This window comes from Stenotrophomonas sp. GD03777, assembly GCF_029842485.1.
GTDB lineage: Bacteria > Pseudomonadota > Gammaproteobacteria > Xanthomonadales > Xanthomonadaceae > Stenotrophomonas > Stenotrophomonas sepilia.
Genome location: NZ_JAOCGL010000078.1, coordinates 1 through 20,442, shown reverse-complemented (window position 1 = coordinate 20,442; position 20,442 = coordinate 1). Strand labels below are relative to the sequence as shown.

Genomic DNA, 20,442 nt, shown 5'->3' with positions numbered 1-20,442 from the left:
GGGCCGGGGCGGCGTTGCCCCCTTCCAACCGGTTCAGGCGGCTGTCCAGATCCAGGTACTGGTCCTGGGCGGACTGCTTGAGCTGGGCGTTGTCATGCTGCAACTGCTCGATCGAGGCCTGCAGGCTGGTGACCTGCTGCCGCAGCTGATTGATCTGGTTCAACAGGTCCTGGTTGGCACTGTTGTTGTACATCTGCTGCTCGAGCGCGCCGACACGGTCAGCCAGGCTCTGTCGCTGTGCGTGCGCCGGTGCGGCAGCCACGAGGGCTGCCGCAACGACCAGCATCAGTTTGATGCCAATGCGCATGGATTACTGCGCGGTGTAGACGATTTCGACGCGACGGTTCTGCGACCAGCACGACTCGTTCGACTCGGTGCAGACCGGACGCTCTTCACCGTAGGACACGACGGTCAGCTGCGAAGCCGAACCACCGTTGGCCTGCAGGGCCGAGCTGACGCCGTTGCCACGACGCTCGCCCAGGGCCTGGTTGTACGCGCGCGAACCGCGCTCGTCGGTGTGGCCCTGCAGGGTGATGCGCGAGGACGGACGGTCACGCAGGTACTTGGCGTGGCACGCCATGATGGCCTGGAATTCCGGCTTCACGTCTTCCTTGTCCAGGTCGAAGTAGACAACGCGCTGGCGCAGGCAGGCGTCGGTGTCCAGGTCGCCCGGGCCGTACAGGCCGGAGGTCGACGGACCGGTCGGGGTGGTGGTCGAGGTGCCGGTGTCGACCGGGGCTGCCGGCTCTTCCTTCACCTTCTTCGAGCAACCGGCCAGGACGGCCACAGACAGCAGGGAAACAAGCAGAACGCGGGTGGACTTGTTCATGGCGATACCTTTGTGGCTCCTAAGCCGATGAGGGGTTCAAGACAACGAAAATATTAACACTCTTTTAGCGCTGGGTACGGTATGGGGACCATGCCGGTTCGCGCACATCACCGTCAGCCAGGACCAGCCGCTGGCGAACCCGCGCATCGGCCGAAACGGCATACAACACACCACGGCCACCTTCGCGGGCGGCGTACAGCACCATGCTTGCGTTGGGCGCAAAGCTCGGCGATTCATCCAGCGAACCCGGGGACAGCGTGCTCCAGCGCGGCGAGCCCAGCGAGCTGTCCATCATCGCGATCTTGTAGCTGTTGCCCGAGCCCTGGGCGACGGCGATCTTCTTGCCATCGTAGGACACCGACGGCTTGGCATTGTAGTTGCCCTGGAAGGTGACGCGCTCGGCGCTGCCGCCGCCGGCACCGACCTTGTAGACCTGCGGACGGCCGCCGCGATCGGAGGTGAAGTACACCGCGCTGCCGTCCGGTGCCCAAGTCGGCTCGGTATCGATGGCGAAGTGGTTGGTCAGCTGGGTCAGCTGCTTGCTGCCCAGGTCCATCACGTAGATTTCCGGGTTACCGGAGCGCGACAGGGTCAGGGCCAGCTTGCGGCCGTCCGGCGAGAACGCCGGGGCGCTGTTGATGCCGCGGAAGCTGGTGACCAGCTCGCGCGCACCGGTACCGATGTTCTGGATGTAGATGGCCGAATTGCCACGCTCGAAGCTGACGTAGGCCAGCTTGCTGCCATCCGGACTCCACGACGGCGACAGCAGCGGCTCGGCCGAGCGCACGATGGTCTGCGGGTTGAAGCCATCGGAATCGGCCACCATCAGCGCGTAGCGCATGGCGTCGCCCTTGCCACTGGCGGTCACGTAGGCGATGCGGGTCCAGAAGGCGCCGCGCACACCGGTGATCTTTTCGTAGATGGCGTCGGCCATCTGGTGGGCAACGTCGCGCATGGCATTGCCACGGGCGGTCATCGCCAGGCCCAGCAGGCGCTCGCCCTTGGGCACGTCGAACAGTTCGTACTCGACGCGGTAGGCACCGGCACCGGCATCAAGCACGCGGCCGACCACGATGTAGTTCTGCTTCAGCGCGCGCCAGGTCGCGAACTGGATATCCCCTCCCCGCACGGGCTTCTCGACGATCTGCGCTTCCGGCAGCGTGCGGAACTGGCCCGAACGCTCCAGATCGGCACGGACCACGCCGGCGACGTCGGTCTGCGGAGCGGCCGACGAACCCTGATAGGGCATCGGCACGATGGTGATCGGCAGCGCGGAGGCATTGCCGCCGATGATGTCGATATCCAGCCCCTTCTGCTGCGCGACGGCAGCAAAGGGCAGCAACAGGGCCGCAAACACGGCAAGCCAGCGAGGCATCTTTTTCATGGAGCGCTCAATAAGGGGAAACCGGAACGAGGGATAACAAAGCGGGAGTGAACCGCTTCGCAATCATGAACCAAGGGTACGTGAATTCCGGGTCAGTTCCAGCCCGTCTTCTCACGCACCGTTAACGTCGTGGCTAACATCGCACCGTCTGCCCTGGTCACGCCGCCCCGGAGGACGGCGTTCGACAGCAGCCCACAGCCTGCCCGGTCGAAACCGAGCACACCAGAGGCAAGCGCGACAACCGTGGGCAGGAGTGGCCCGAGCCCCCCCTGCCCTGCCCGCCTCAGCGATCCTGGGCGGTAAAGGTGAAGTTGAGCGTGCGTGCGAACACGGACTCGAAGCCACGGTACGGCAGGGGCTGCGCGTTGAGCACGGCGGCCTCGATCGAACGCTTGCCGGCCTCGTCGTAGGGGCAGTTCGGGCTGACCTTGGCCTGCATCACCGTGCCACCCGGAATCTGGGTGATGGTGATCTGGCAGCGCTGGCCCAGCGGCACCGTATCCGGGCGCACCCACTGCGACAGCACCTTGGCCTGGATCGCCGCGGCGTACTTGGCCGAAAGATCATCGCTGTTGCCACCACCACCGGCAGCTGGCTGGGACGCACCGCTGGAACCGGCTGCGGCACTGCCGGCGGCATTGCGCGCAGCAGCCACCTGGCGCAGCTTCTGCTCGGCCAGCTTGGCTTCCTTCTCGGCCTGCTCACGACGGGCACGGATCTCGGCGATCTTCTTCTGCTTCTCGGCCTCGGCCTTGTCCGCGGCCTGACGCGCCTGATCGGCCAGCTTCTTCTTCGCGTCTTCTTCCTGCTGCTTGGCCAGGCGCAGCTTCTGCTCGGCCTCTTCCTGGCGCTTGCGTTCGGTCAGGTCGATCTGCTCCTGGCGGCGCTTGGCTTCCTGCTCCTGTTTCGCCTTCTCCTGCGAGATGGCCAGCGCGCTCACTGCTTCCTGGTCCTTGGTATCCGGCTGCGCGACGCGCTCCTGTGCCTGTTGCTGCTGCGGCGTGGGGGCGTCCTGTGGGCGCGGCTCGGGAATCGGCTGTGGCGGCGGAATGGTGTCTTCCGGCACCGGAACCGACTCGGCCACCGGCGGCGGCAGGTCCTCCAGCTTTTCGGACTGGCGCAGGGCCTGGCGGGCGGCGGACGCCTCGGACGCGGACAGGGCCAGGCTGGCCTCCACCGACGGATCACCGGCGGCGGCGTCGGTGTTGCGCTCGGGCGACCAGAACCAGGCCACGATGAAGACCAGCGCGACCAGCAGGTGCACCAGCAACGCCAGCGCCAGGGGCAGGCCCCAGCCGGGCTCGCGCTGCTGTGGAGGTGGCAGGGCGTCAGCGTGCATCGGTGGCCAGGCCTACCTTGTCTACCTTGGCGCGCTTGATCACATCCATCGCGGCGATGACCTTTTCATAGGCCACGGTACGGTCGGCGGCGACGATCACGCGCATGCCCTTGTCCTGGGCGGCGATGCCGGCCAGGCGGCCTTCCAGTTCCTCGGCCGACACGGCGGTCGGTTCCTTGGCATCGGGCAGCTTCAGGCTGAGCTGGCCGTCCTGGCGCACCGAGACGATCACCGGGTCCTGCTTGCTTTCCAGCGCCTTGGCGTTGGATTGCGGCAGGTCGACGTCGAAGCTCAGGGTGAGCAGCGGCGCGGTGACCATGAAGATGATCAGCAGCACCAGCATGACGTCGATGTAGGGAACGACGTTGATTTCCGATTTCAGCTTGCGGCGCTTGCGGCGACCGATGGCAGCGGACATGGCTTGGACTCCCGGGTCAGGCGCTTACTCGTCGCCAGCGCTCTGGCGCTGCAGGATGGAGCTGAACTCTTCGGCGAAGGTCTCGAACCGCACCGACATGCGCTCCACGCGGGTGGTGAAGCGGTTGTAGGCCCACACCGCCGGGATCGCCACGAACAGGCCGATGGCGGTGGCGAACAGGGCTTCGGAGATACCTGGCGCGACGGCGGCGATACCGGCCTGCGCACCGCTGCTGATCATGTCGTGCATGGTCACCATGATGCCGAACACGGTACCGACCAGGCCCACGTACGGGGCAGTCGAACCGATGTTGGCCAGCAGTTCCAGGTTGCGCTCAAGCTGGTCCACTTCGCGGGTGTAGGTGGTGCGCATGGCACGCTGCGCGCCTTCCAGCTGCGCACGGCCATCCAGGCGGCGCTTGTCGCGCAGGCGGGTGTACTCGCGGAAACCGGCTTCGAAGATGGCTTCCAGGCCGGTCACGCTGCGGCTGCGGTCGGTGGCGGCGCTGTACAGCTTGCCCAGGTCGGCGCCGGACCAGAAACGGTTCTCGAACTCGTCGGCTTCGCGGGTGGCCTGCTTGAACACGCGGGCTTTGCGGAAAATGATCACCCAGCTGACGAACGAGCCGACCAGCAGCAGCAGCACGATGATCTTCACCGGCAGGCTGGCCTTGGCCATCAGCTCGAGGTAGTTGATGCCGCCGCCGGTGGTGGCCTGGGCAAGGGTCTGTGTCGCGGCGTTGCTGACGTCGGCCGGCAGTGCCTCGGTGACCGTGGCCTGCAGGGCCAGGAGCGTTGCGATCATCCGTTGTTCCTCAGTGTTCGGATTCGGGGTGGAGGTGGGGTTGCAGCATGGCAAGGACGGCCTCGTCCATGCCACGCGGGCGGAAACTGGCCGCTTCCAGTGCGGCGATGCGGACCTGGGCCGACAGCAGCAGCTCGCCGTCGCGCAGGATCTGCTGGTCGAAGACCATGCTGGCCTTCTTCAGCTGGACCAAGCGGGCGCTCACCTGCAGGGTGTCATCCAGCCGTGCCGGCCTGATGAAATCCATCTGCATCGAACGCACTGCGAAGACCATCCCGTGCTCGGCGCGCATGCGCTCCTGGCCGTAGCCGAGCGCACGCATCCATTCGGTCCGTGCCCGTTCCATGAAGGCGACGTAGCGGGCGTGGTAGACCACGCCGCCTGCGTCGGTATCTTCCCAGTAAATGCGTGTCGGCCAACTGAATAGTGGCTCAACCGACATCGGGAACCTCCGCGAACAGGTCCTGCGGCGGGTTCTTCGGCTTCAGGCCCATGTGCCGGTAGGCCTTGTGGGTGGCCATGCGGCCGCGCGCGGTGCGCACCAGGAAGCCCTGCTGGATCAGGTACGGCTCGACCACGTCTTCCAGCGTGCCGCGCTCTTCGGACAGCGCCGCGGCCAGCGATTCGATGCCGACCGGGCCGCCGTCGAAGTAGTCGACCAGGGTCTTGAGCAGGCGCCGGTCGAGCTCGTCGAAGCCCTCCGGATCAACCTTGAGCATTTTCATCGCGGCCTGTGCCACGGCCTCGTCGATGTGGCCGCCCGCCTTCACCTGCGCATAATCGCGCACGCGGCGCAGCAGGCGGTTGGCGATACGCGGGGTGCCGCGCGCGCGGCGCGCGATCTCGCCGGCGCCATCGGCGGTGCAGTCGATGCCGAGGATGGTGGCCGAGCGGCGCACGATCCGGGTCAGCTCTTCGACGCTGTAGAACTCCAGGCGCTGGACGATGCCGAAGCGGTCGCGCAGCGGCGCGGTCAGCAGGCCGGCGCGGGTGGTGGCACCGATCAGGGTGAACGGCGGCAGGTCGATCTTGATCGAACGGGCCGCGGGGCCCTCACCGATCATGATGTCGATCTGGAAGTCTTCCATCGCCGGGTACAGCACTTCCTCGACCACTGGCGACAGGCGGTGGATCTCGTCCACGAACAGCACGTCGTGCGGCTGCAGGTTGGTCAGCAGTGCGGCGAGGTCGCCGGCCTTCTCGATCACCGGGCCGGAGGTCACCCGCAGGGCCACGCCCAGTTCGTTGGCGATGACGTGGCTGAGCGTGGTCTTGCCCAGGCCGGGCGGCCCGAAGATCAGCACGTGGTCGAGCGCGTCGCCACGCCCCTTGGCCGCTTCGATGTAGATCTCCATCTGCTCGCGCACCGGGGCCTGGCCGAGATAGTCGGCCAGGCGCTTGGGGCGGATGCTGGCGTCGGCGGCGTCATCCTCGCGGGTGGCGCCGGCGCCGATGATGCGGTCGTCGGTCATACCGTGATTATGCGGTAAATGGTTGCATTCCGGGGCCGGAAGCACGGTAGTGCCGGCCGCTGGCCGGCAACCCCATGAACACCGGTGGTGCGGCGGATGCCGGCCAGCGGCCGGCACTACCAGACCTCAGATCTCGACCTGGGCCCCGAGTTCGACCAGGCGGTTGCCGGGAATGCGGAAGAAGCCCGTGGCCGGCGCGGCGTTCCGGTGCATCAGCGCGAACAGCTTGTCGCGCCAGATCGGCATGCCGCGGTTGGCGGTGGCCACGATGGTTTCGCGGCTGGCGAAGAAGGTGGTGTCCATCGGGTCGAAGTAGATGCCACCGTGGTCGCACGAGCGCATCAGCGCCAGTGGCACGTCCGGGGTCTCCATGAAGCCGAAGCGCACGTAGACGCGGTAGAACTCGTCGCCCACCGATTCGATCTTCAACCGCTGCCCTTCCATCGCATACGGGATCGGCAGGGTCTCCACGTGCAGGAACACGTTGCGCTCGTGCAGCACCTTGTTGTGCTTGAGGTTGTGCATCAGCGCATGCGGGGCCACGGTCGGGTCGGCGGTGAGGAACACTGCAGTGCCCGGCACGCGCACCGGCGGTGCCAGCATCAGCCCAGGCAGGAAGGTATCGAGGCGGATGCCGTCCTTGCGGATCTCATCGCGCAGCAGCTCGCGGCCACGGCGCCAGGTCCGCATCATGGTGAACAGGAAGATGCCCAGTACCACCGGGAACCAGGCGCCCTGAAGCAGCTTGGCACCATTGGCGATGACGAAGCCGAGGTCGATGATGAAGAACACCACGCACAGCGGCAGGATCCACTTGCGCGCCTTCGGCCACAGCGACCGGGCCACCAGGGCCAGCAGCAGGGTGTCGATCAGCATGGTGGCCGACACCGAGATGCCGTAGGCCACTGCCAGGTTGGACGAGCTGCGGAAGGCCAGCACCAGGCCGATCACCATTACCGCGATGCCCCAGTTGATGCCTGGGATGTAGATCTGGCCGATGGTGTCGTGCGAGGTGTGCTTGATGCGCATGCGCGGGATGTAGCCCAGCTGCATCGCCTGACGCGAGACCGAGAACGCACCGGTGATGACCGACTGCGAGGCAATCACCGCCGCCATGGTGGCCAGGATGATCATCGGGTACAGCGCCCACGGCGGCACCGCCTCGAAGAACGGGTTTTTCAGCGCCTCGGGGTGGTTGAGCACCAGTGCGCCCTGCCCCAGGTAGTTCAGCACCAGGCACGGCAGCACGAAGAAATACCAGGCGTGGCGGATGGGTTTGGCGCCGAAGTGGCCCATGTCGGCGTAAAGCGCCTCGCCACCGGTCACCGCCAGCACCACTGCGCCGAGGATGAAGATCCCATGCCAGCTGTGCTCCATGAAGAAGCGGATCGCCCACCAGGGGTTGAACGCCTTGAGCACTTCCGGCGCATCGACGATGTTGTAGATGCCGATCGCCGCCAGCGAGATGAACCAGACCGAGGTGATGGGGCCGAAGGCCTTGCCGATCTTCTCGGTACCGAAGCGCTGCGCCGCAAACACCATCAACAGCACCACCACCGTGATCGGCACGATGAAGGCATGCAGGCCCGGCGCGGCCACCTCCAGGCCCTCCACCGCACCCAGCACCGATATCGCCGGGGTGATCACGCCGTCGCCGAAGAACAGCGAGGCACCGAAAATGCCGAGGATGCCAACCACGTAGGCCGAGCGCGAGCCGTTGCGCAGCGTGCGCTGGGTCAACGCCATCAGCGCCATGATGCCGCCCTCGCCGTCGTTGTCGGCGCGCATGATGATGGTCACGTACTTCAGCGTGACCACGATGTTCAGCGCCCAGAACGCCAGCGACAGCACGCCCAGCACGGTGTCATGGTCGCTGTTGAGCCCGTAGTGTGGCGAGAACGCCTCCTTCAGCGTGTACAGCGGGCTGGTACCGATATCGCCGAACACCACGCCGATCGCACCGATGATCAGCGCCATGCCTCCTGCTGGAGGGGCGTGACCGTGGCTGCCGGGGGCAGCTGCGTGCGGGGTTTGACTGCTGGACATGGGACTCCTGGCGATGCTCAGGCGGTTCGTTGAAGGAAAGGGACGCGGCTCAGCGCAGCGCCGACTGCAGCGCCTTGCGGATCACGGTGGCTACCTCGTCGCCTTCATTGAAGGCGTCGCGGGCCATGCGTGCCGCTTCGGCCGGCTTGTAGCCCAGCTGCTGCAGGGCCACGGTGGCATCGGACAGCGGGTCGGCCGGGGCCGGGCCGCTGCCGGTGGGCAGCGCGCCGCCGGCACCGAACTGGGCGGCACGGTCACGCAGTTCCAGCACCATGCGCTCGGCAGTCTTCTTGCCGATGCCGGGAATGCGGGTCAGCGCGGTGATGTCACCGGCCTGGACCATGCGCGCGAACTCCTCGACGGAAACGCCGGACAGCACCGCCAGCGCGATCTTCGCGCCAATGCCACTGACCTTCTGCACGTCGCGGAACAGGCGCCGCTCCCCCTCGCGCAGGAAGCCGTACAGCGAAACGCTGTCTTCCTTCTGCGCGTAGTGGGTGTACAGCGTGACCTCGCGGCCGAGCTCGGGCAGGTCGTAGAAGGTGCTCATCGGCGCCTCCAGTTCGTAGCCCACCCCGTTCACGTCCACCACCAGCCACGGCGGCGCCTTGTAGGCGACGATGCCGCGCAGTCGACCGATCATTGCGTGCAGCTCCTCATTTGCGGCCCCACGCCTGGCGGGCACTGAGCCCCAGGCGGTTGGCCGTTGCCCGTACGTGGGCATGGGTGATCGCCACCGCCAACGCGTCGGCCGCGTCGGCCTGCAGCTTGGTTTTCAGGTTGAGCATGAGCCCGACCATGTGTTGAACCTGTTGCTTTTCGGCGCCACCACGGCCAACCACGGCGAGCTTGATCTCGCTGGCGGCGTATTCGTGCACCGGCAGGTCGCGCAGCACCACGGCCGAGATCGCCGCGCCCCGGGCCTGGCCCAGCTTCAGCGCCGAATCGGGATTACGGGCCATGAACACCTTTTCAATGGCCACTTCCTGCGGCTGGTACTCGCGGCACAGGTCGGCCAGGCCCAGCACCAGCAGCTTCATGCGCTGCGGGAAGTCGTCGGCGCCCAGCAGCACCAGTGGCTGGTGGTGCACGTAGGTGACGCGGCCGGCGGCATCGACATCGATGATGCCGACCCCGGTCCGCTGCGAACCGGGGTCGATGCCGAGGATGCGGGTCATGCTGCACTCCTGGCGGGGCGGAACGGGATGCGCTGGCAGGCGTAGGGGCTCATGACTGTCCGCGGTGACCGTTCAACGGCCCGCGCCCAGGCCGTCGAAGACGGCTCAGGCGTAGGCGTCGGCGCCGAGTTCGGCGTTGGAATACACGTCCTGCACGTCGTCCAGGTCTTCGAGCATGTCCAGCAGCTTCTTGACCTGCAGGGCGACGTCGCCTTCAACCTTGATGTCGTTGTCCGCGCGGAAGGTGATCTCGGCGTGGTCGGCGACATGGCCGGCGGCGGCCATCGCATCCTTCACCGCGTTGAACGCGTCAGGGCTGGTGACCACATCGATCGAGCCGTCATCGGGGTAGACCACGATGTCATCGGCACCGGCCTCAATGGCCGCTTCGGTGATGGCTTCCTCGTCGGCCCCTGCGGCGAAGCTGAGCACGCCCAGGCGCTTGAACATGAAGGCCACCGAGCCCTCGGTGCCCATGTTGCCACCGCACTTGCTGAACGCATGGCGGACGTCGGCCACAGTGCGCACGCGATTGTCGGTCAGGCAGTCGACGATCACGGCCACGCCACCCGGGGCGTAGCCCTCGTAGCGGACTTCCTCGTAGTCGACGCCTTCCAGCTCACCGGTCGCCTTCTTGATGGCACGCTCGATCACGTCCTTGGACATGTTCACGGCCAGGCCTTTGTCCACGGCCACGCGCAGGCGCGGATTGTTGTTGGGGTCGCCTCCACCGCCGCGCGCGGCAACGCCGATCTCGCGGATGATCTTGGTGAAAATCTTGCCGCGCTTCGCGTCGGACGCGTTCTTGCGGGCTTCGATGGAGGGGCCTCTACCCATGGGTGCTACCGTCTGGCTGCTTCAGGATCAAGGCGCGGATTCTACCTGATCGGGCGCTGCAACCGTGTCTAGGCCCGTATTGTTGTAGAGCCGAGCCAATGCTCGGCTCAATGGGCCCGACGGAATGCAGCCGAGCATGGGCTCGGCTCTACAGGGCGGCCCTGCCTTCCCGCCCCTATGCCGCCGCCGCGTCGCGGCTGTGGTCGAACTTGCCATGACGCAGGAAATGCGCGGTCTGCCGCGCGGCGTCGGGCGACACCACCAGGCCGCTGTGGCTGGTGCGGACCACGCAATGGTCGGCCAGGCCCGGCAGCCGGGTCTCGGCCAGTGCCACGGTGCCATCGGAGGCATCGTCGATGGCACCCAGCAGGCTGCCCAGCCCGTGCGGCACCGAGCCGGCAATCAGGCCAACCTCGGCCCTGCCCTGCCAGTCCGGCAGGCCATCGAGCAGCAGCTCGCTGCTGCGTCCCAGCGCCAGGCCCCAGCCGTGCTCGGACAACGAGCGTGCGGTGCCACTGCCGCGCAGCGGTGAACCCAGGCAGACCACCCGCTGCACCGGCAGCTGCGGATTGCGCCGCAGCGCTTCCAGCGCCAGCAACCCGCCCAGGCTGTGGCCGACCAGCGACAACGGCCCGGCGTCGGCCAACCGTTCCAGCAGCTGGGGCACCGCCACGTCGGGACCACCGAACACCGAGGAGTAACCGAACGCATGCACCTGGAAACCACGCGCGCGCAGGCGCCAGGCCAGCGGCCCGACCCAGGCGCGGGCATTCCAGATGCCATGCAGCAGCAATACGGGGGGAGTCATGCAAACAGCCTGGCGGTCAGCGGGGCAGGAACGTGAGGTGATTGAACACGCGCGCGCAGCAAGCGGCGGTGAACGTCAGGCCGCGCGCGGTGCGCGGCGCAGGATGAATTCAAGATCGTTGGTATCGCCAACCGGGAACAGGTACTCGCCGGCCTTCTCGAAACCATAGCGGGCGTAGAAGCGTTGCGCGCCGAAGTTCTCCGACCACACGCCCAGCCACAGCGTGCGCGGGCCTTCGCGCTCCAGCCAGGCCAGCGCGGTTTCCAGCAGGCGGCTGCCCCAGCCGCAGCTCTGCTGCGTCTTGATCAGGTACAAGCGCTTGAGTTCGCCGTCACCGGGTTTCACATCCGGATGCGACAGGCCACAGGGGCCGGCGGCGGCATGGCCGACCGCTTCCCCATCCAGTTCCAGCAGCCACACCGCGTAATCGGGGTGGGCCAGGATCACGCGCTGGCGCTCGACCGTGTAGGCCTCCTCCAGGAAGGCCTGCAGGTCCTGCGGCGGGTACAGATGGCCGAAGGTTTCGGTGAATGTGCGGGCGGCCAGCGCCGACAGGGTCGGCGCATCGTCCACAGTGGCGCGGCGGATCGAATACATGCAGGAAGTTGACGCCAGGGCGAAGCGGGGGTCAAGCCTTTTCAGGCGACTCCTCTTCTTCCTCGTCCTCTTCCTCGTACTCCTCTTCGTCCTCGTCCTCTTCTTCCTCGCCTTCCTCGTCCTCTTCGTACTCTTCCTCTTCGTCGTCCTCGTAATCCTCGACGCCGAAGTCTTCACCGTCCCAACGGCCTTCGCCGTCGGCGACGAAGGTCAGGGCCATCGCCGCCGGGCTGGTACCAACGCGGACCAGCCAACCACCGAACACGCGTGCACGCTCGGTGACCAGGTTGGCCTCGGAGCCTTCATTGCCCAGCTTTTCCCACTCCAGCGAAAACGCAAACTCGGTCATTGCCTGGATCTCCTGATCAGTTGGTCTTGGGGCGAACCTGGATGTGCACTTCGGCCAGCTGCGCGTCGACGATCGGCGACGGCGCGTCGGTCATCAGATCCTGTGCACCGGTGGTCTTCGGGAACGGGATGACGTCGCGGATCGACTCGGTGCCGGCCATCAGCGCGGCGATGCGGTCGATGCCGAAGGCGATGCCACCGTGCGGCGGCGCGCCGTAGTTCAGCGCGTCGAGCAGGAAGCCGAACTTGGCACGGGCTTCTTCGGCACCGATGCCGAGCAGCTCGAACACTGCGCTCTGCATGTCCGGACGGTGGATACGGATCGAACCGCCGCCGATTTCATTGCCGTTGAGCACCATGTCGTAACCGCGCGAGACGGCGGTACGGGCGTTGGCGCGCAGATCGGCGATGTCATCCACGGCCGGTGCGGTGAAGGGGTGATGCAGCGCGACGTAGCGCTGTTCTTCCTCGTCCCATTCGAACATCGGGAAGTCGGTGACCCACAGCGGCGCCCAGCCATCGGCGACCAGGCCGAAGTCCTTGCCGGCCTTCAGGCGCAGCGCGCCCATGAAGTCGGAGACCTTGTTGTAGCCACCGGCACCGAAGAACACGATGTCGCCGTTGCCGGCGCCAACATGGGCGACCAGCGCAGCGAAGGAGGCCTCGCTGAAGAACTTCTGGATCGGCGAGCTGACCTCGCCGTTGTCGGCGATCTTGATGTAGGCCAGGCCCTTGGCGCCGTACTTGGCAGCGTGCGCGGCGTACTCGTCGATCTGCTTGCGGCTCAGCGCTGCACCGCCCGGGATGCGCAGCGCGGCGACGCGGCCTTCGGCATCGTTGGCTGGGCCGGTGAACACTGCAAACTCGCTGTCCTTGACCAGTTCAGCCACGTCGACCAGCTCCAGCGCGATGCGCAGGTCCGGCTTGTCCGAACCGTAGCGACGCATCGCCTCGGCCCAGGTCATGCGCGGGAAGCTGGCATCCAGCTGGACGTCGACCACTTCCTTGAAGATGGCGCGGATCATGTCTTCGACGAAGTCCTGCACGTCGCGCTCGCGCACGAAGGCGAATTCCATGTCCAGCTGGGTGAATTCCAGCTGGCGGTCGGCACGCAGCGCTTCGTCGCGGAAGCAGCGCGCGATCTGGTAGTAACGGTCGAAGCCGGCCACCATCAGGATCTGCTTGAACAGCTGCGGGCTCTGCGGCAGGGCGTAGAACTCGCCCGGGTGCATGCGCGCCGGCACCAGGAAGTCGCGCGCGCCTTCCGGGGTGGCCTTGGTCAGGATCGGGGTCTCGATGTCCTGGAAGCCCTTCTCGTCCAGGTGGCGGCGCAGGGCCTGCACCAGCTTGATGCGGGTGCGCTGCATGCGCTGCATTTCCGGACGGCGCAGGTCCAGGTAGCGGTACTTCAGGCGGGTTTCCTCGCCCGGGTTCTCGTGGGCGTGGAACGGCAGGGGCGCAGCCTTGTTCAGCACAGTGATGGCAGTGGCGATCACTTCCACCTTGCCGGTGCGCATCTTGTCGTTCACCGCGTGGCGGGCGCGCACGACGCCCTCCACCTGCAGCACGTCCTCGTAGCCCAGCGAAGCCGCCACGGCGAACACTTCGGCGTTGTCGACCTCCACGGTCACCTGCACGATGCCTTCATGATCGCGGAGATCGATGAAGCAGACGCCGCCCTGGTTACGGGCCACGTCGGTCCAACCGGCGAGGGTGACAGTCTGGCCAATCAGGGTCTCGTCGACCAGGCCGCAGAAGTGGGTACGCATTGGGGGAAGCTCCGCTGGAGAACGCCGGCACCGGATGGGGGCCGGAAAGCCTCGTATTCTGCGGCCGAGGCCCCGGCCGGGGCAAATCCGGCCAGTCACACCGGCTTGATCATCCCCCTCCCTATAGTCAGGCACCTGCCACCGTATGGGATGCCGCCATGAATCCGCTGTCCCTGGCCCGCCTGGCCGTGACCCTGAGCCTGGGCACCATCGCCACGCTCGCCCTGCCCTCCGCCCCGGCCGCCGCGCAAAGCGGGGTGATCCGTTGCGAGAGCCAGAACAACCGAGAACGCGTGTGCAACACAGGCTGGCGCAATGCGCAGCTGGTCCGCCAGCTGTCCGGCAGCGCCTGCGACGAGGGCCGCACCTGGGGCAGCCGCAATGGCAGCATCTGGGTCACCAACGGCTGCCGCGCCGAATTCGTCGAGGCCCGTGGTGGCTGGGGCGGCGGCAACGGCGGTGGCTGGGGCGGCAACAACGGCCGGCCCGGCGAAACCATCCGCTGTGAGAGCCAGAACAATCGCGAACGCAGCTGCCCGGTCGGCTGGCGCAATGCCCGCCTGGTCCGCCAGCTGTCCGGCAGCCCCTGCGACGAAGGCCGTACCTGGGGAGTGCGCAACGGCGCGGTGTGGGTCAGCAACGGCTGCCGCGCCGAATTCGCCGAAGCTCGCGGATGGGGTGGCGGCGGGGGCGGTGGCTGGGGCGGCGGCAACAGCAACTACTCCATCACCTGCAGCAGCAACAACAACCGCACGCAGAACTGTGACTGGGATGAGCGCCAGGGCCGGCCGGTGCTGCAGCAGCAGCTGTCCGGCAGCGCCTGCCAGGAGGGCCGCAGCTGGGGCTACGCACGGGGCCAGGTGTGGGTGAGCAACGGTTGCCGGGCGCGCTTCGGTACGCGTTGAGTTACGGGGTCGGATCCCTGGCCAGCGGCCGGGGCTCTGACCCGACCAGGTATCCCGCTTCCACGCATGGCGCGGATCTACTGGGGGTCTTTCCGGGGGCGGAGCGCTTTACAGGAGGCATCCGACCCCGCGATCACGGTGCGGGCGCTTTGTCGTCACCCCACGGCGGCGGCGGCAGATCGACCGGCTTGCTCAGGTCGAACTTCACGCGGAAGCGGCGGCCGTCCGGGCGGCCCAGCTCGTAGACGAAGGTCTGGTCGGGGTCGATCTCCATCGCCCAGGTGTTGTGCGTGGAGGCCAGCATGTCGGCACGACGGAACATCGCCACCGAATCGGAGTCGGCCGGGAACTGCTGGCGCTCGGCGGTGCCCGGTGGCGTGCTGTCGCCGCCATAGAGGGTGATCGCATCCGCGCTGCCATCCTGATGGCGATGATCGTGCTTCAGGCGCAGGCCGTTTTCGGTGCGGGTCAGCACCCAGGTGCGCGAGTGGTCATCCCCCACATGGAAGGGAATCCGCAATTCATGGGCAGGATCGGCACAGCCGCGCACATGCATGACCAGGCGCTGCCCGGCGAACGGATCCTTGCCGGTCGGCGCCGGCGTGTCCTCCACCACCCGGCCTTCAAAGGCCTGGCCGCAATGCGCGGCGATGGCGGCCATGAAGGCATCGGCCGGTGCGGTCGCCAGATCATGGGCGACCGTATCGGAACGCTGCGAGCAGGCAGCGAGGCTGAGCAGGAGGGCGGAAGCGGCAACAACGGCAGGCAGTCTCATGCCCCAACCCTAACGACCCGGGCCGGTGCGCGCAAACCGCGCTGACCGGCCACGTCACGTCAGGGGTGCAGCCAGACCTCGCAACCGCCCACGTCCTGCTTCTGGCCACCGGCGGCATAGCGGCGGGTGATCTCGGCCAGCCATTGCACGCGCTCGGGGCTGCTGCCCACCTGGTTGGGGCAGCTGACCAGCGCGGCCAGCGGCAGTCCCCCCAGTGCTGCGTCATCTGCAGCCAGCGATGCGAGCACGTCGTCCGATGCCCAGTCCGGAATCATCACGGCGCGGCGGCCGGAGAAATACGGCAGCTCGGAGGACCAATCCTGACCGAACGCGACCACCACGCCCTGCGCCGGGGTGCCGGTCCGGATGGCCTCGGCGATCTGCAAAACCGGTGTCGGCTCGCGCGCTTCCTTGATGTCCTTCAGCGACTTCACCAGGCCAAAGCCCACCGACAGCACGCACAGGAAGATCGCCAGTGCAACGCCACGGCGCGGCTTGCCCGCCGCTTCGGCCGCCAGCACCGTCGACCACAGCACCAAGCCGATGATCGACGTGGCGAACACGATATTGGCCGCCTGGTAGTAGGGATGGGCGATGTGCAGGTTGGTGAAGACCAGGAACGGCGCCAGGTAGGCCAGCAGCAGGATCCCCACCGCCGTGCGCGTTCGCTTCTGCCACAGCCCGGCGATGACGAAGACCAGGAAGATCCAGTTGGAGCCGATCGCACCGGAGAAGCGCTTCTTGAACACCGTGCCCCACCAGGTAGCCGGATCCAGGCGCTGCTGCAGGGTGCCGTAATTCCAGGTGGACAGTGCATCGGAGGTGATCTGCCGGCCCAGCGCCGACTGCGCCTTCAGCGCATCGGCATGCTGCAGCCATAGGCTGAGCGTGGCCAGCGCGGCAAGCGCGGACAGACCACCCCAGAACAGCAGCTGCCAATGCTGCTGCAGCCACCGCGGGCGCCAGCCGTGCTCGTGCAGGGCCAGCCACAGGAAGGCCAGCGCAACGAACGCGGCAAAGCCGAAGAACGAGGTGACCTTGATGGCCGCCGACAGCACCGCCGCGACGATGGCGACCAGGCCCACCCACACGCGCGGCTGGCTGCGCAGGCGTGCCATCGCCCAGACAAAAAGCAGGCCGAAGAACACCGCGCTGGACTCCATCATCACCGAGCGCCCCCAGAACTGCGCGTACGGTGAGACGGCGAATGCGCCGGCCACGCACAGCGCCAGCGTGCGGTCAGGGCGCCATGCCAGCAGCGTGCGATAGACCAGCCAGATGCAGCCGGCATGGAAGACGGTGGAGACCAGCCGCCCGCTGTTGTCGGCACTCATGCCGGTGACGCTGGACAGCAACGCCGCCAGCCACTGGTAGAACGGGAACTCGAAGGGGATCGACCAGGGCGCGCCCAGCACCGGGGTCACGTAGTCCAGCCAGGGCCCGCCACGTAGCAACCAGTCGATCGACAGGGCAGTCTGCGTCTGCCGGAAACCGGAGGCATCGACCGGGGGCATCGACCAGCTGCAGCCCAGCAGGACCAGCAGCGCGATTGCCGAAAACCACAACAGGATCTTGCCCGGCAACAGGCTGCGGTCTGGGTTGCTTTCCTGGGTCACGCCTGTTGCTCCTGGCTGTGGCCGCCCACGGCAGGGCGCGCTTCACGGGCGCGCAGTGTCTGTGTTGACGCGCGGGAGTGCAAGCCGCTGCACGCGGCTGCGGCTCAGCCCAGCGGTGGCAGCGGCGCCTTCGGCGGCTCGGCGTGGCTGACTTCGGTGGCCGCGACCGGTGCGGCCTCGCCCTCGCCCGCCGGTTCCTGCTCCACCGGATCGACGTCGAACGGCGTGCGGAACACCAGCGACGGCAGCAGCGTGGTCAGTGCGGCGTACAGCAGCAGCGCGCCGAACAGCACTGCGGGTATCTGGAAGCGCTCGCGCATGATCGCCGCCAGCACCAGGGTGAAGATCAGGGTCGGGGCCAGCGCCAGCGAGACCCGCAGGCTGCTGCGGAAGCTCTCGCCGAACATCACCCGGCGCTGCAGCCAGACCACGCCGATGCGCAGCGGCAGCACCACCAGGGTGATCACGATGCCCAGCCCCAGCGCCTCGAAGCTCAACGCTTCGCTGGGCACCTTGGTGCCCGCGTTGAAGAAATAGAACGGCACGAAGAACGAGGCGAACAGACGCAGCGCGTGCAGGTTCTCGTGCGAGGCCAGCAGCGGCATGCGCTGGTGCAGCAGGCGCGCGACCAGGCCGGCAATGAACGCGCCGACCAGGTAATACACGCCCAGCAGGTAGGTGATGTAGGCCGCCACCATGCCGACCATCACCAGCAGCGAGAACTCCGAACCCGGCGCGTGCGGCGCCACCCAGCGGCCCAGCGCGATGAACAGCAGCGGCAGGCCGACCATCATCGCCAGCAGCGCCAGGCTGGACAGCGCCATGTGGCCCGGATCGCCGGCCTGCAGCACGATGAACAAGGCAGCCAGCGCCAGCAGCTCACCGGCGATGGCCTTGCTGGTCACCCAGAACCGTTCGTCCTCACTCAGGCCCAGCCGCGACAGCGAGTCCATGATGAAACCGGTGGAGGGCGTCAGCAGCGCCAACGCCAGCAGCCCGGCGGCCTGCCACGGCAATCCTGCGTAACGCCAGGCCAACCAGCCGACGCCGAACAGCGTGCCGGTACGGATGACCAGATGTGCCAGCAGCGGCCACATTCCCCGGCGCAGCGCCTGCAGATCCACTTCCAGGCCGGCGAACAGGAACAGCGAGGAAATGCCCAGGGTGGCCAGCAGTCCGATCACCGCATCATGTGCCTGATCCCCCAGCCAGAGCATGCCGATGATGCCGAACAGCAGGCAGGTCAACGGGGCAGGCAGGCTGAAACGCTGCAACGCGCGTGGGATCACCAGCAGCGCGAAGATCAGCAACAGGTAGATCAGTTCATGGCTCATGGGGTCTTCCGTGGGGTTGGAACGCGCGCAGGATGCGCGCGCTGAACCGATCCGGCAAGCCATTTTCGAATGACCCCGGTTACCTCATCCGATCATCGCGTCGGCCAGCGCCCCCACCCGTGCAAGCACCGCTGCGCGCTGATCGTCATCGACCGACGCGCCCTGCAGATAGGCGGTGACCACCCACGCTGCGCCGCCCGCATGCGGCCACAGCACGGCAATGTCGTTGCGCGTGTCATCACCGTTGCTGCCGGTCTTGTCCCCCACCCGCCAGCGCTTGCCCAGCCCGGCGCGCAGGCAGGCATCGCCGGTCTGGTTGTCGATGAGCCAATCAGTGAACTGCTGGCGCGATGCCGGCTGCAGGCCATTGCCCACCGCGAAGCGGGCCAAGCTGGTGGCCATCGCGGCCGGGCTAGTGGTATCGCGCGGGTCTCCCTTCGCGAACAGATTCACGTCCGGCTCGTTGCGGTCATTGCGGGTAACGCTGTCGCCCTGCCCGCGCAGGAATGCCGTCAGCGCCGACGGCCCGCCCACCACCTCCAGCAGCAGGTTGGCCGCCGTGTTGTCGCTGGTGGTCAGCGTGCCCCGGCACAGGTCGCGCACCGTCAGGTCCTTGCCCACATGGCGGCGCGCCACCGGGGCGTAGGACAGCAGATCCTTTTCGGCGATGGGCACACGTGTGTCGAGCGAAACGCGGCCTGCATCGGCAAGGCTCAGCACATGGGCAACCAGCATCGACTTGAACGTGCTGCACATCGGGAAGCGCTCGTCCTGACGATGTCCGCCGATGCGACGGCCGTTACCGGTGTTCAGCACGGTGACGCCCAGACGGCCACCGCTGGCTTTCTCCAGCGCGGCGAAATCGGCGGCGCCGGCAATGGCGGCGTTCGCGGCGGATATGCCGGACGATGGGGAAACAGCTCGCGCCAACGCCGGGGCAAGCAGCGAGGAAGCAACGGCAGCACCACTGAACTGCAGGAATCGGCGACGGGCGAGCATAGGGTTCTCCTGGTGACCGCTCGATTATTGGCGCTTCCCCTGCAGCCGACCAGCGCGAAGAATCAAGGCAAGCCATAAGTTGAACTCATGCCTGTCGTAATCAACTTGTTGAGATTTACGAAATTCCTTATTGAACGGTAGGATCAGCCATCACCCTGGCTCACGGCTTTCCGATGCTGCACCCGACCCTGCCGCTCAACGCGCTGCGTGCTTTTGAAGCCGCCGCCCGCCATCAGAACTTCACCCGTGCCGCGCTCGAGTTGTGCGTCAGCCAGGCCGCGCTGAGCCACCAGATCCGGGGTCTGGAAGACCGGCTCGGCATCCGCCTGTTCCATCGCCTGCCGCGCGGCGTGGCGCTGACCGATGAAGGCGCAGCACTGTATCCGGTGCTCAACGAATCGTTCGAACGCATCTCGGCCAGCATCGCGCGCTACACCGGCGGGCCTGCCCGCGAAGTGCTGACGCTGGGGGTGGTCGGCACCTTCGCCACCGGTTGGCTGCTGCCACGGCTGGCCGCATTCGAGGCCGCGCATCCGGACATCGAGCTGCGCCTGCAGACCCACAACAACCGCATCGACCTGGCCGGCGAGGGGCTGGATCTGGCCATCCGCTTCGGTGATGGCGACTGGCAGGGCCAGGCCTGCACGGCGATCCTCAATGCGCCCTTCGCGCCGCTGTGCGCCCCGGCATTGGCGCGGCGGCTGAAGCAGCCGCGCGACCTGGCCACGCTGCCGTTGCTGCGTTCCTATCGCAGCGACGAATGGCCGCGCTGGCTGCAGGCGGCCGGCGTCAGCGGCGTGGAAGCACGTGGGCCGGTGTTCGATTCCTCGCTGACGGTGGCGATGGCCGCCGCCGGCGGTGCCGGCGTGGCCTTGCTGCCGCTGCGCATGTTCGAGCAGGAACTGGCCGAAGGCCGCCTGCTGCAGCCGTTCGGCACCACGCTGGAGCTGGGCCGATACTGGCTGACGCGGCTACGCTCGCGCG

General features: G+C 67.1%; 22 protein-coding genes. 2 read left to right on the top strand and 20 right to left on the bottom strand.

The genetic code is table 11. From position 1 onward, the window contains the following. The 16 genes from N5E02_RS15330 to aspS form a co-directional block, all read right to left on the bottom strand. Positions 1-307: YbgF trimerization domain-containing protein (locus N5E02_RS15330; protein ID WP_279946451.1), on the bottom strand; the 307-nt coding region annotated here is incomplete at its 3' end. 3 nt (positions 308-310) lie between these two features. Continuing rightward, on the bottom strand, positions 311-829 hold the full coding sequence (gene pal / locus N5E02_RS15325) for a peptidoglycan-associated lipoprotein Pal (protein WP_005418510.1): 519 nt from the start codon (positions 827-829) through the stop codon (positions 311-313). 64 nt (positions 830-893) lie between these two features. Continuing rightward, complete coding sequence (gene tolB, locus N5E02_RS15320) at positions 894-2,213, bottom strand: Tol-Pal system beta propeller repeat protein TolB (RefSeq protein ID WP_005418511.1); 1,320 nt, start codon at positions 2,211-2,213, stop codon at positions 894-896. A 283-nt stretch (positions 2,214-2,496) separates the two neighbouring features. Continuing rightward, on the bottom strand, positions 2,497-3,552 hold the full coding sequence (gene tolA / locus N5E02_RS15315; RefSeq protein WP_279946450.1) for a cell envelope integrity protein TolA: 1,056 nt from the start codon (positions 3,550-3,552) through the stop codon (positions 2,497-2,499). Further along, the gene (gene tolR, locus N5E02_RS15310; protein ID WP_188248011.1) at positions 3,542-3,970 is read right to left on the bottom strand and encodes a protein TolR; all 429 of its coding nucleotides are present in this window, start codon (positions 3,968-3,970) and stop codon (positions 3,542-3,544) included. The genes tolA and tolR overlap by 11 nt, the downstream gene beginning before the upstream one ends. Before the next feature lie 24 nt (positions 3,971-3,994). After that, the gene (tolQ, locus tag N5E02_RS15305) at positions 3,995-4,774 is read right to left on the bottom strand and encodes a protein TolQ (protein WP_005410752.1); all 780 of its coding nucleotides are present in this window, start codon (positions 4,772-4,774) and stop codon (positions 3,995-3,997) included. Between the two features lie 10 nt (positions 4,775-4,784). Next, complete coding sequence (gene ybgC / locus N5E02_RS15300) at positions 4,785-5,216, bottom strand: tol-pal system-associated acyl-CoA thioesterase (protein WP_005418514.1); 432 nt, start codon at positions 5,214-5,216, stop codon at positions 4,785-4,787. Further along, positions 5,206-6,246: a Holliday junction branch migration DNA helicase RuvB gene (gene ruvB, locus N5E02_RS15295; RefSeq protein WP_005418515.1), complete on the bottom strand. Its 1,041-nt coding sequence runs from the start codon at positions 6,244-6,246 to the stop codon at positions 5,206-5,208. The genes ybgC and ruvB overlap by 11 nt, the downstream gene beginning before the upstream one ends. A 126-nt stretch (positions 6,247-6,372) precedes the next feature. Beyond that, positions 6,373-8,292, bottom strand: a complete 1,920-nt coding sequence (locus N5E02_RS15290; RefSeq protein ID WP_032954420.1) for a potassium transporter Kup — start codon at positions 8,290-8,292, stop codon at positions 6,373-6,375. A gap of 49 nt (positions 8,293-8,341) precedes the next feature. Then, complete coding sequence (gene ruvA / locus N5E02_RS15285; RefSeq protein ID WP_005418517.1) at positions 8,342-8,935, bottom strand: Holliday junction branch migration protein RuvA; 594 nt, start codon at positions 8,933-8,935, stop codon at positions 8,342-8,344. A gap of 13 nt (positions 8,936-8,948) precedes the next feature. Next, positions 8,949-9,470 carry a crossover junction endodeoxyribonuclease RuvC gene (gene ruvC, locus N5E02_RS15280; RefSeq protein WP_005418518.1) on the bottom strand — a complete coding sequence of 174 codons (522 nt, stop codon included), beginning with the start codon at positions 9,468-9,470 and terminating at the stop codon, positions 8,949-8,951. Between the two features lie 105 nt (positions 9,471-9,575). Continuing rightward, positions 9,576-10,307 (bottom strand): YebC/PmpR family DNA-binding transcriptional regulator, encoded by a 732-nt coding sequence (locus N5E02_RS15275; RefSeq protein WP_005418519.1) that lies wholly within the window; start codon positions 10,305-10,307, stop codon positions 9,576-9,578. Positions 10,308-10,482: 175 nt separating this feature from the next. Next, the gene (locus tag N5E02_RS15270; protein WP_032954421.1) at positions 10,483-11,115 is read right to left on the bottom strand and encodes an alpha/beta fold hydrolase; all 633 of its coding nucleotides are present in this window, start codon (positions 11,113-11,115) and stop codon (positions 10,483-10,485) included. A gap of 75 nt (positions 11,116-11,190) precedes the next feature. Beyond that, positions 11,191-11,712: a GNAT family N-acetyltransferase gene (locus N5E02_RS15265; protein WP_279946448.1), complete on the bottom strand. Its 522-nt coding sequence runs from the start codon at positions 11,710-11,712 to the stop codon at positions 11,191-11,193. Positions 11,713-11,743: 31 nt separating this feature from the next. Continuing rightward, positions 11,744-12,061: a DNA primase gene (locus N5E02_RS15260; protein WP_065178902.1), complete on the bottom strand. Its 318-nt coding sequence runs from the start codon at positions 12,059-12,061 to the stop codon at positions 11,744-11,746. Between the two features lie 16 nt (positions 12,062-12,077). Continuing rightward, entirely contained in the window at positions 12,078-13,829 is a 1,752-nt protein-coding gene (gene aspS, locus N5E02_RS15255; protein ID WP_049415340.1) for an aspartate--tRNA ligase, read from the bottom strand. 158 nt (positions 13,830-13,987) lie between these two features. On the opposite strand from aspS, the gene N5E02_RS15250 reads away from it, so the two are divergent. Further along, the gene (locus tag N5E02_RS15250) at positions 13,988-14,734 is read left to right on the top strand and encodes a DUF3011 domain-containing protein (protein ID WP_069139338.1); all 747 of its coding nucleotides are present in this window, start codon (positions 13,988-13,990) and stop codon (positions 14,732-14,734) included. A 133-nt stretch (positions 14,735-14,867) separates the two neighbouring features. Here N5E02_RS15250 and N5E02_RS15245 read toward each other — a convergent pair whose 3' ends face one another. From N5E02_RS15245 to blaL2, 4 genes are all read right to left on the bottom strand, one after another. Then, positions 14,868-15,509: a hypothetical protein gene (locus N5E02_RS15245; RefSeq protein WP_053501011.1), complete on the bottom strand. Its 642-nt coding sequence runs from the start codon at positions 15,507-15,509 to the stop codon at positions 14,868-14,870. 59 nt (positions 15,510-15,568) lie between these two features. Beyond that, positions 15,569-17,125: a glycosyltransferase family 39 protein gene (locus N5E02_RS15240; protein ID WP_171955702.1), complete on the bottom strand. Its 1,557-nt coding sequence runs from the start codon at positions 17,123-17,125 to the stop codon at positions 15,569-15,571. A 104-nt stretch (positions 17,126-17,229) separates the two neighbouring features. After that, on the bottom strand, positions 17,230-18,459 hold the full coding sequence (locus N5E02_RS15235) for a cation:proton antiporter (RefSeq protein ID WP_065178906.1): 1,230 nt from the start codon (positions 18,457-18,459) through the stop codon (positions 17,230-17,232). Positions 18,460-18,543: 84 nt separating this feature from the next. Next, a complete protein-coding gene (gene blaL2, locus N5E02_RS15230) occupies positions 18,544-19,458 on the bottom strand; it encodes a L2 family extended-spectrum class A beta-lactamase (protein ID WP_005418531.1) in 915 nt (304 codons plus the stop codon). Between the two features lie 173 nt (positions 19,459-19,631). Between blaL2 and ampR the strand changes: the two genes are divergently transcribed. Continuing rightward, a partial coding sequence (ampR, locus tag N5E02_RS15225; RefSeq protein ID WP_279946447.1) for a LysR family transcriptional regulator AmpR occupies positions 19,632-20,442 on the top strand: 811 nt, incomplete at its 3' end.

Coding starts and splice junctions, on each gene's coding strand:
- N5E02_RS15265 (WP_279946448.1), bottom strand. CDS start 11,712: ATGTATTCGATCCGCCGCGCCACTGTGGACGATGCGCCGACCCTGTCG.
- ruvA (WP_005418517.1), bottom strand. CDS start 8,935: ATGATCGGTCGACTGCGCGGCATCGTCGCCTACAAGGCGCCGCCGTGG.
- tolR (WP_188248011.1), bottom strand. CDS start 3,970: ATGTCCGCTGCCATCGGTCGCCGCAAGCGCCGCAAGCTGAAATCGGAA.
- N5E02_RS15275 (WP_005418519.1), bottom strand. CDS start 10,307: ATGGGTAGAGGCCCCTCCATCGAAGCCCGCAAGAACGCGTCCGACGCG.
- aspS (WP_049415340.1), bottom strand. CDS start 13,829: ATGCGTACCCACTTCTGCGGCCTGGTCGACGAGACCCTGATTGGCCAG.
- tolA (WP_279946450.1), bottom strand. CDS start 3,552: ATGCACGCTGACGCCCTGCCACCTCCACAGCAGCGCGAGCCCGGCTGG.
- N5E02_RS15235 (WP_065178906.1), bottom strand. CDS start 18,459: ATGAGCCATGAACTGATCTACCTGTTGCTGATCTTCGCGCTGCTGGTG.
- N5E02_RS15245 (WP_053501011.1), bottom strand. CDS start 15,509: ATGAGACTGCCTGCCGTTGTTGCCGCTTCCGCCCTCCTGCTCAGCCTC.
- N5E02_RS15270 (WP_032954421.1), bottom strand. CDS start 11,115: ATGACTCCCCCCGTATTGCTGCTGCATGGCATCTGGAATGCCCGCGCC.
- ruvC (WP_005418518.1), bottom strand. CDS start 9,470: ATGACCCGCATCCTCGGCATCGACCCCGGTTCGCAGCGGACCGGGGTC.
- pal (WP_005418510.1), bottom strand. CDS start 829: ATGAACAAGTCCACCCGCGTTCTGCTTGTTTCCCTGCTGTCTGTGGCC.
- ybgC (WP_005418514.1), bottom strand. CDS start 5,216: ATGTCGGTTGAGCCACTATTCAGTTGGCCGACACGCATTTACTGGGAA.
- N5E02_RS15290 (WP_032954420.1), bottom strand. CDS start 8,292: ATGTCCAGCAGTCAAACCCCGCACGCAGCTGCCCCCGGCAGCCACGGT.
- N5E02_RS15260 (WP_065178902.1), bottom strand. CDS start 12,061: ATGACCGAGTTTGCGTTTTCGCTGGAGTGGGAAAAGCTGGGCAATGAA.
- blaL2 (WP_005418531.1), bottom strand. CDS start 19,458: ATGCTCGCCCGTCGCCGATTCCTGCAGTTCAGTGGTGCTGCCGTTGCT.
- N5E02_RS15250 (WP_069139338.1), top strand. CDS start 13,988: ATGAATCCGCTGTCCCTGGCCCGCCTGGCCGTGACCCTGAGCCTGGGC.
- tolQ (WP_005410752.1), bottom strand. CDS start 4,774: ATGATCGCAACGCTCCTGGCCCTGCAGGCCACGGTCACCGAGGCACTG.
- tolB (WP_005418511.1), bottom strand. CDS start 2,213: ATGAAAAAGATGCCTCGCTGGCTTGCCGTGTTTGCGGCCCTGTTGCTG.
- ruvB (WP_005418515.1), bottom strand. CDS start 6,246: ATGACCGACGACCGCATCATCGGCGCCGGCGCCACCCGCGAGGATGAC.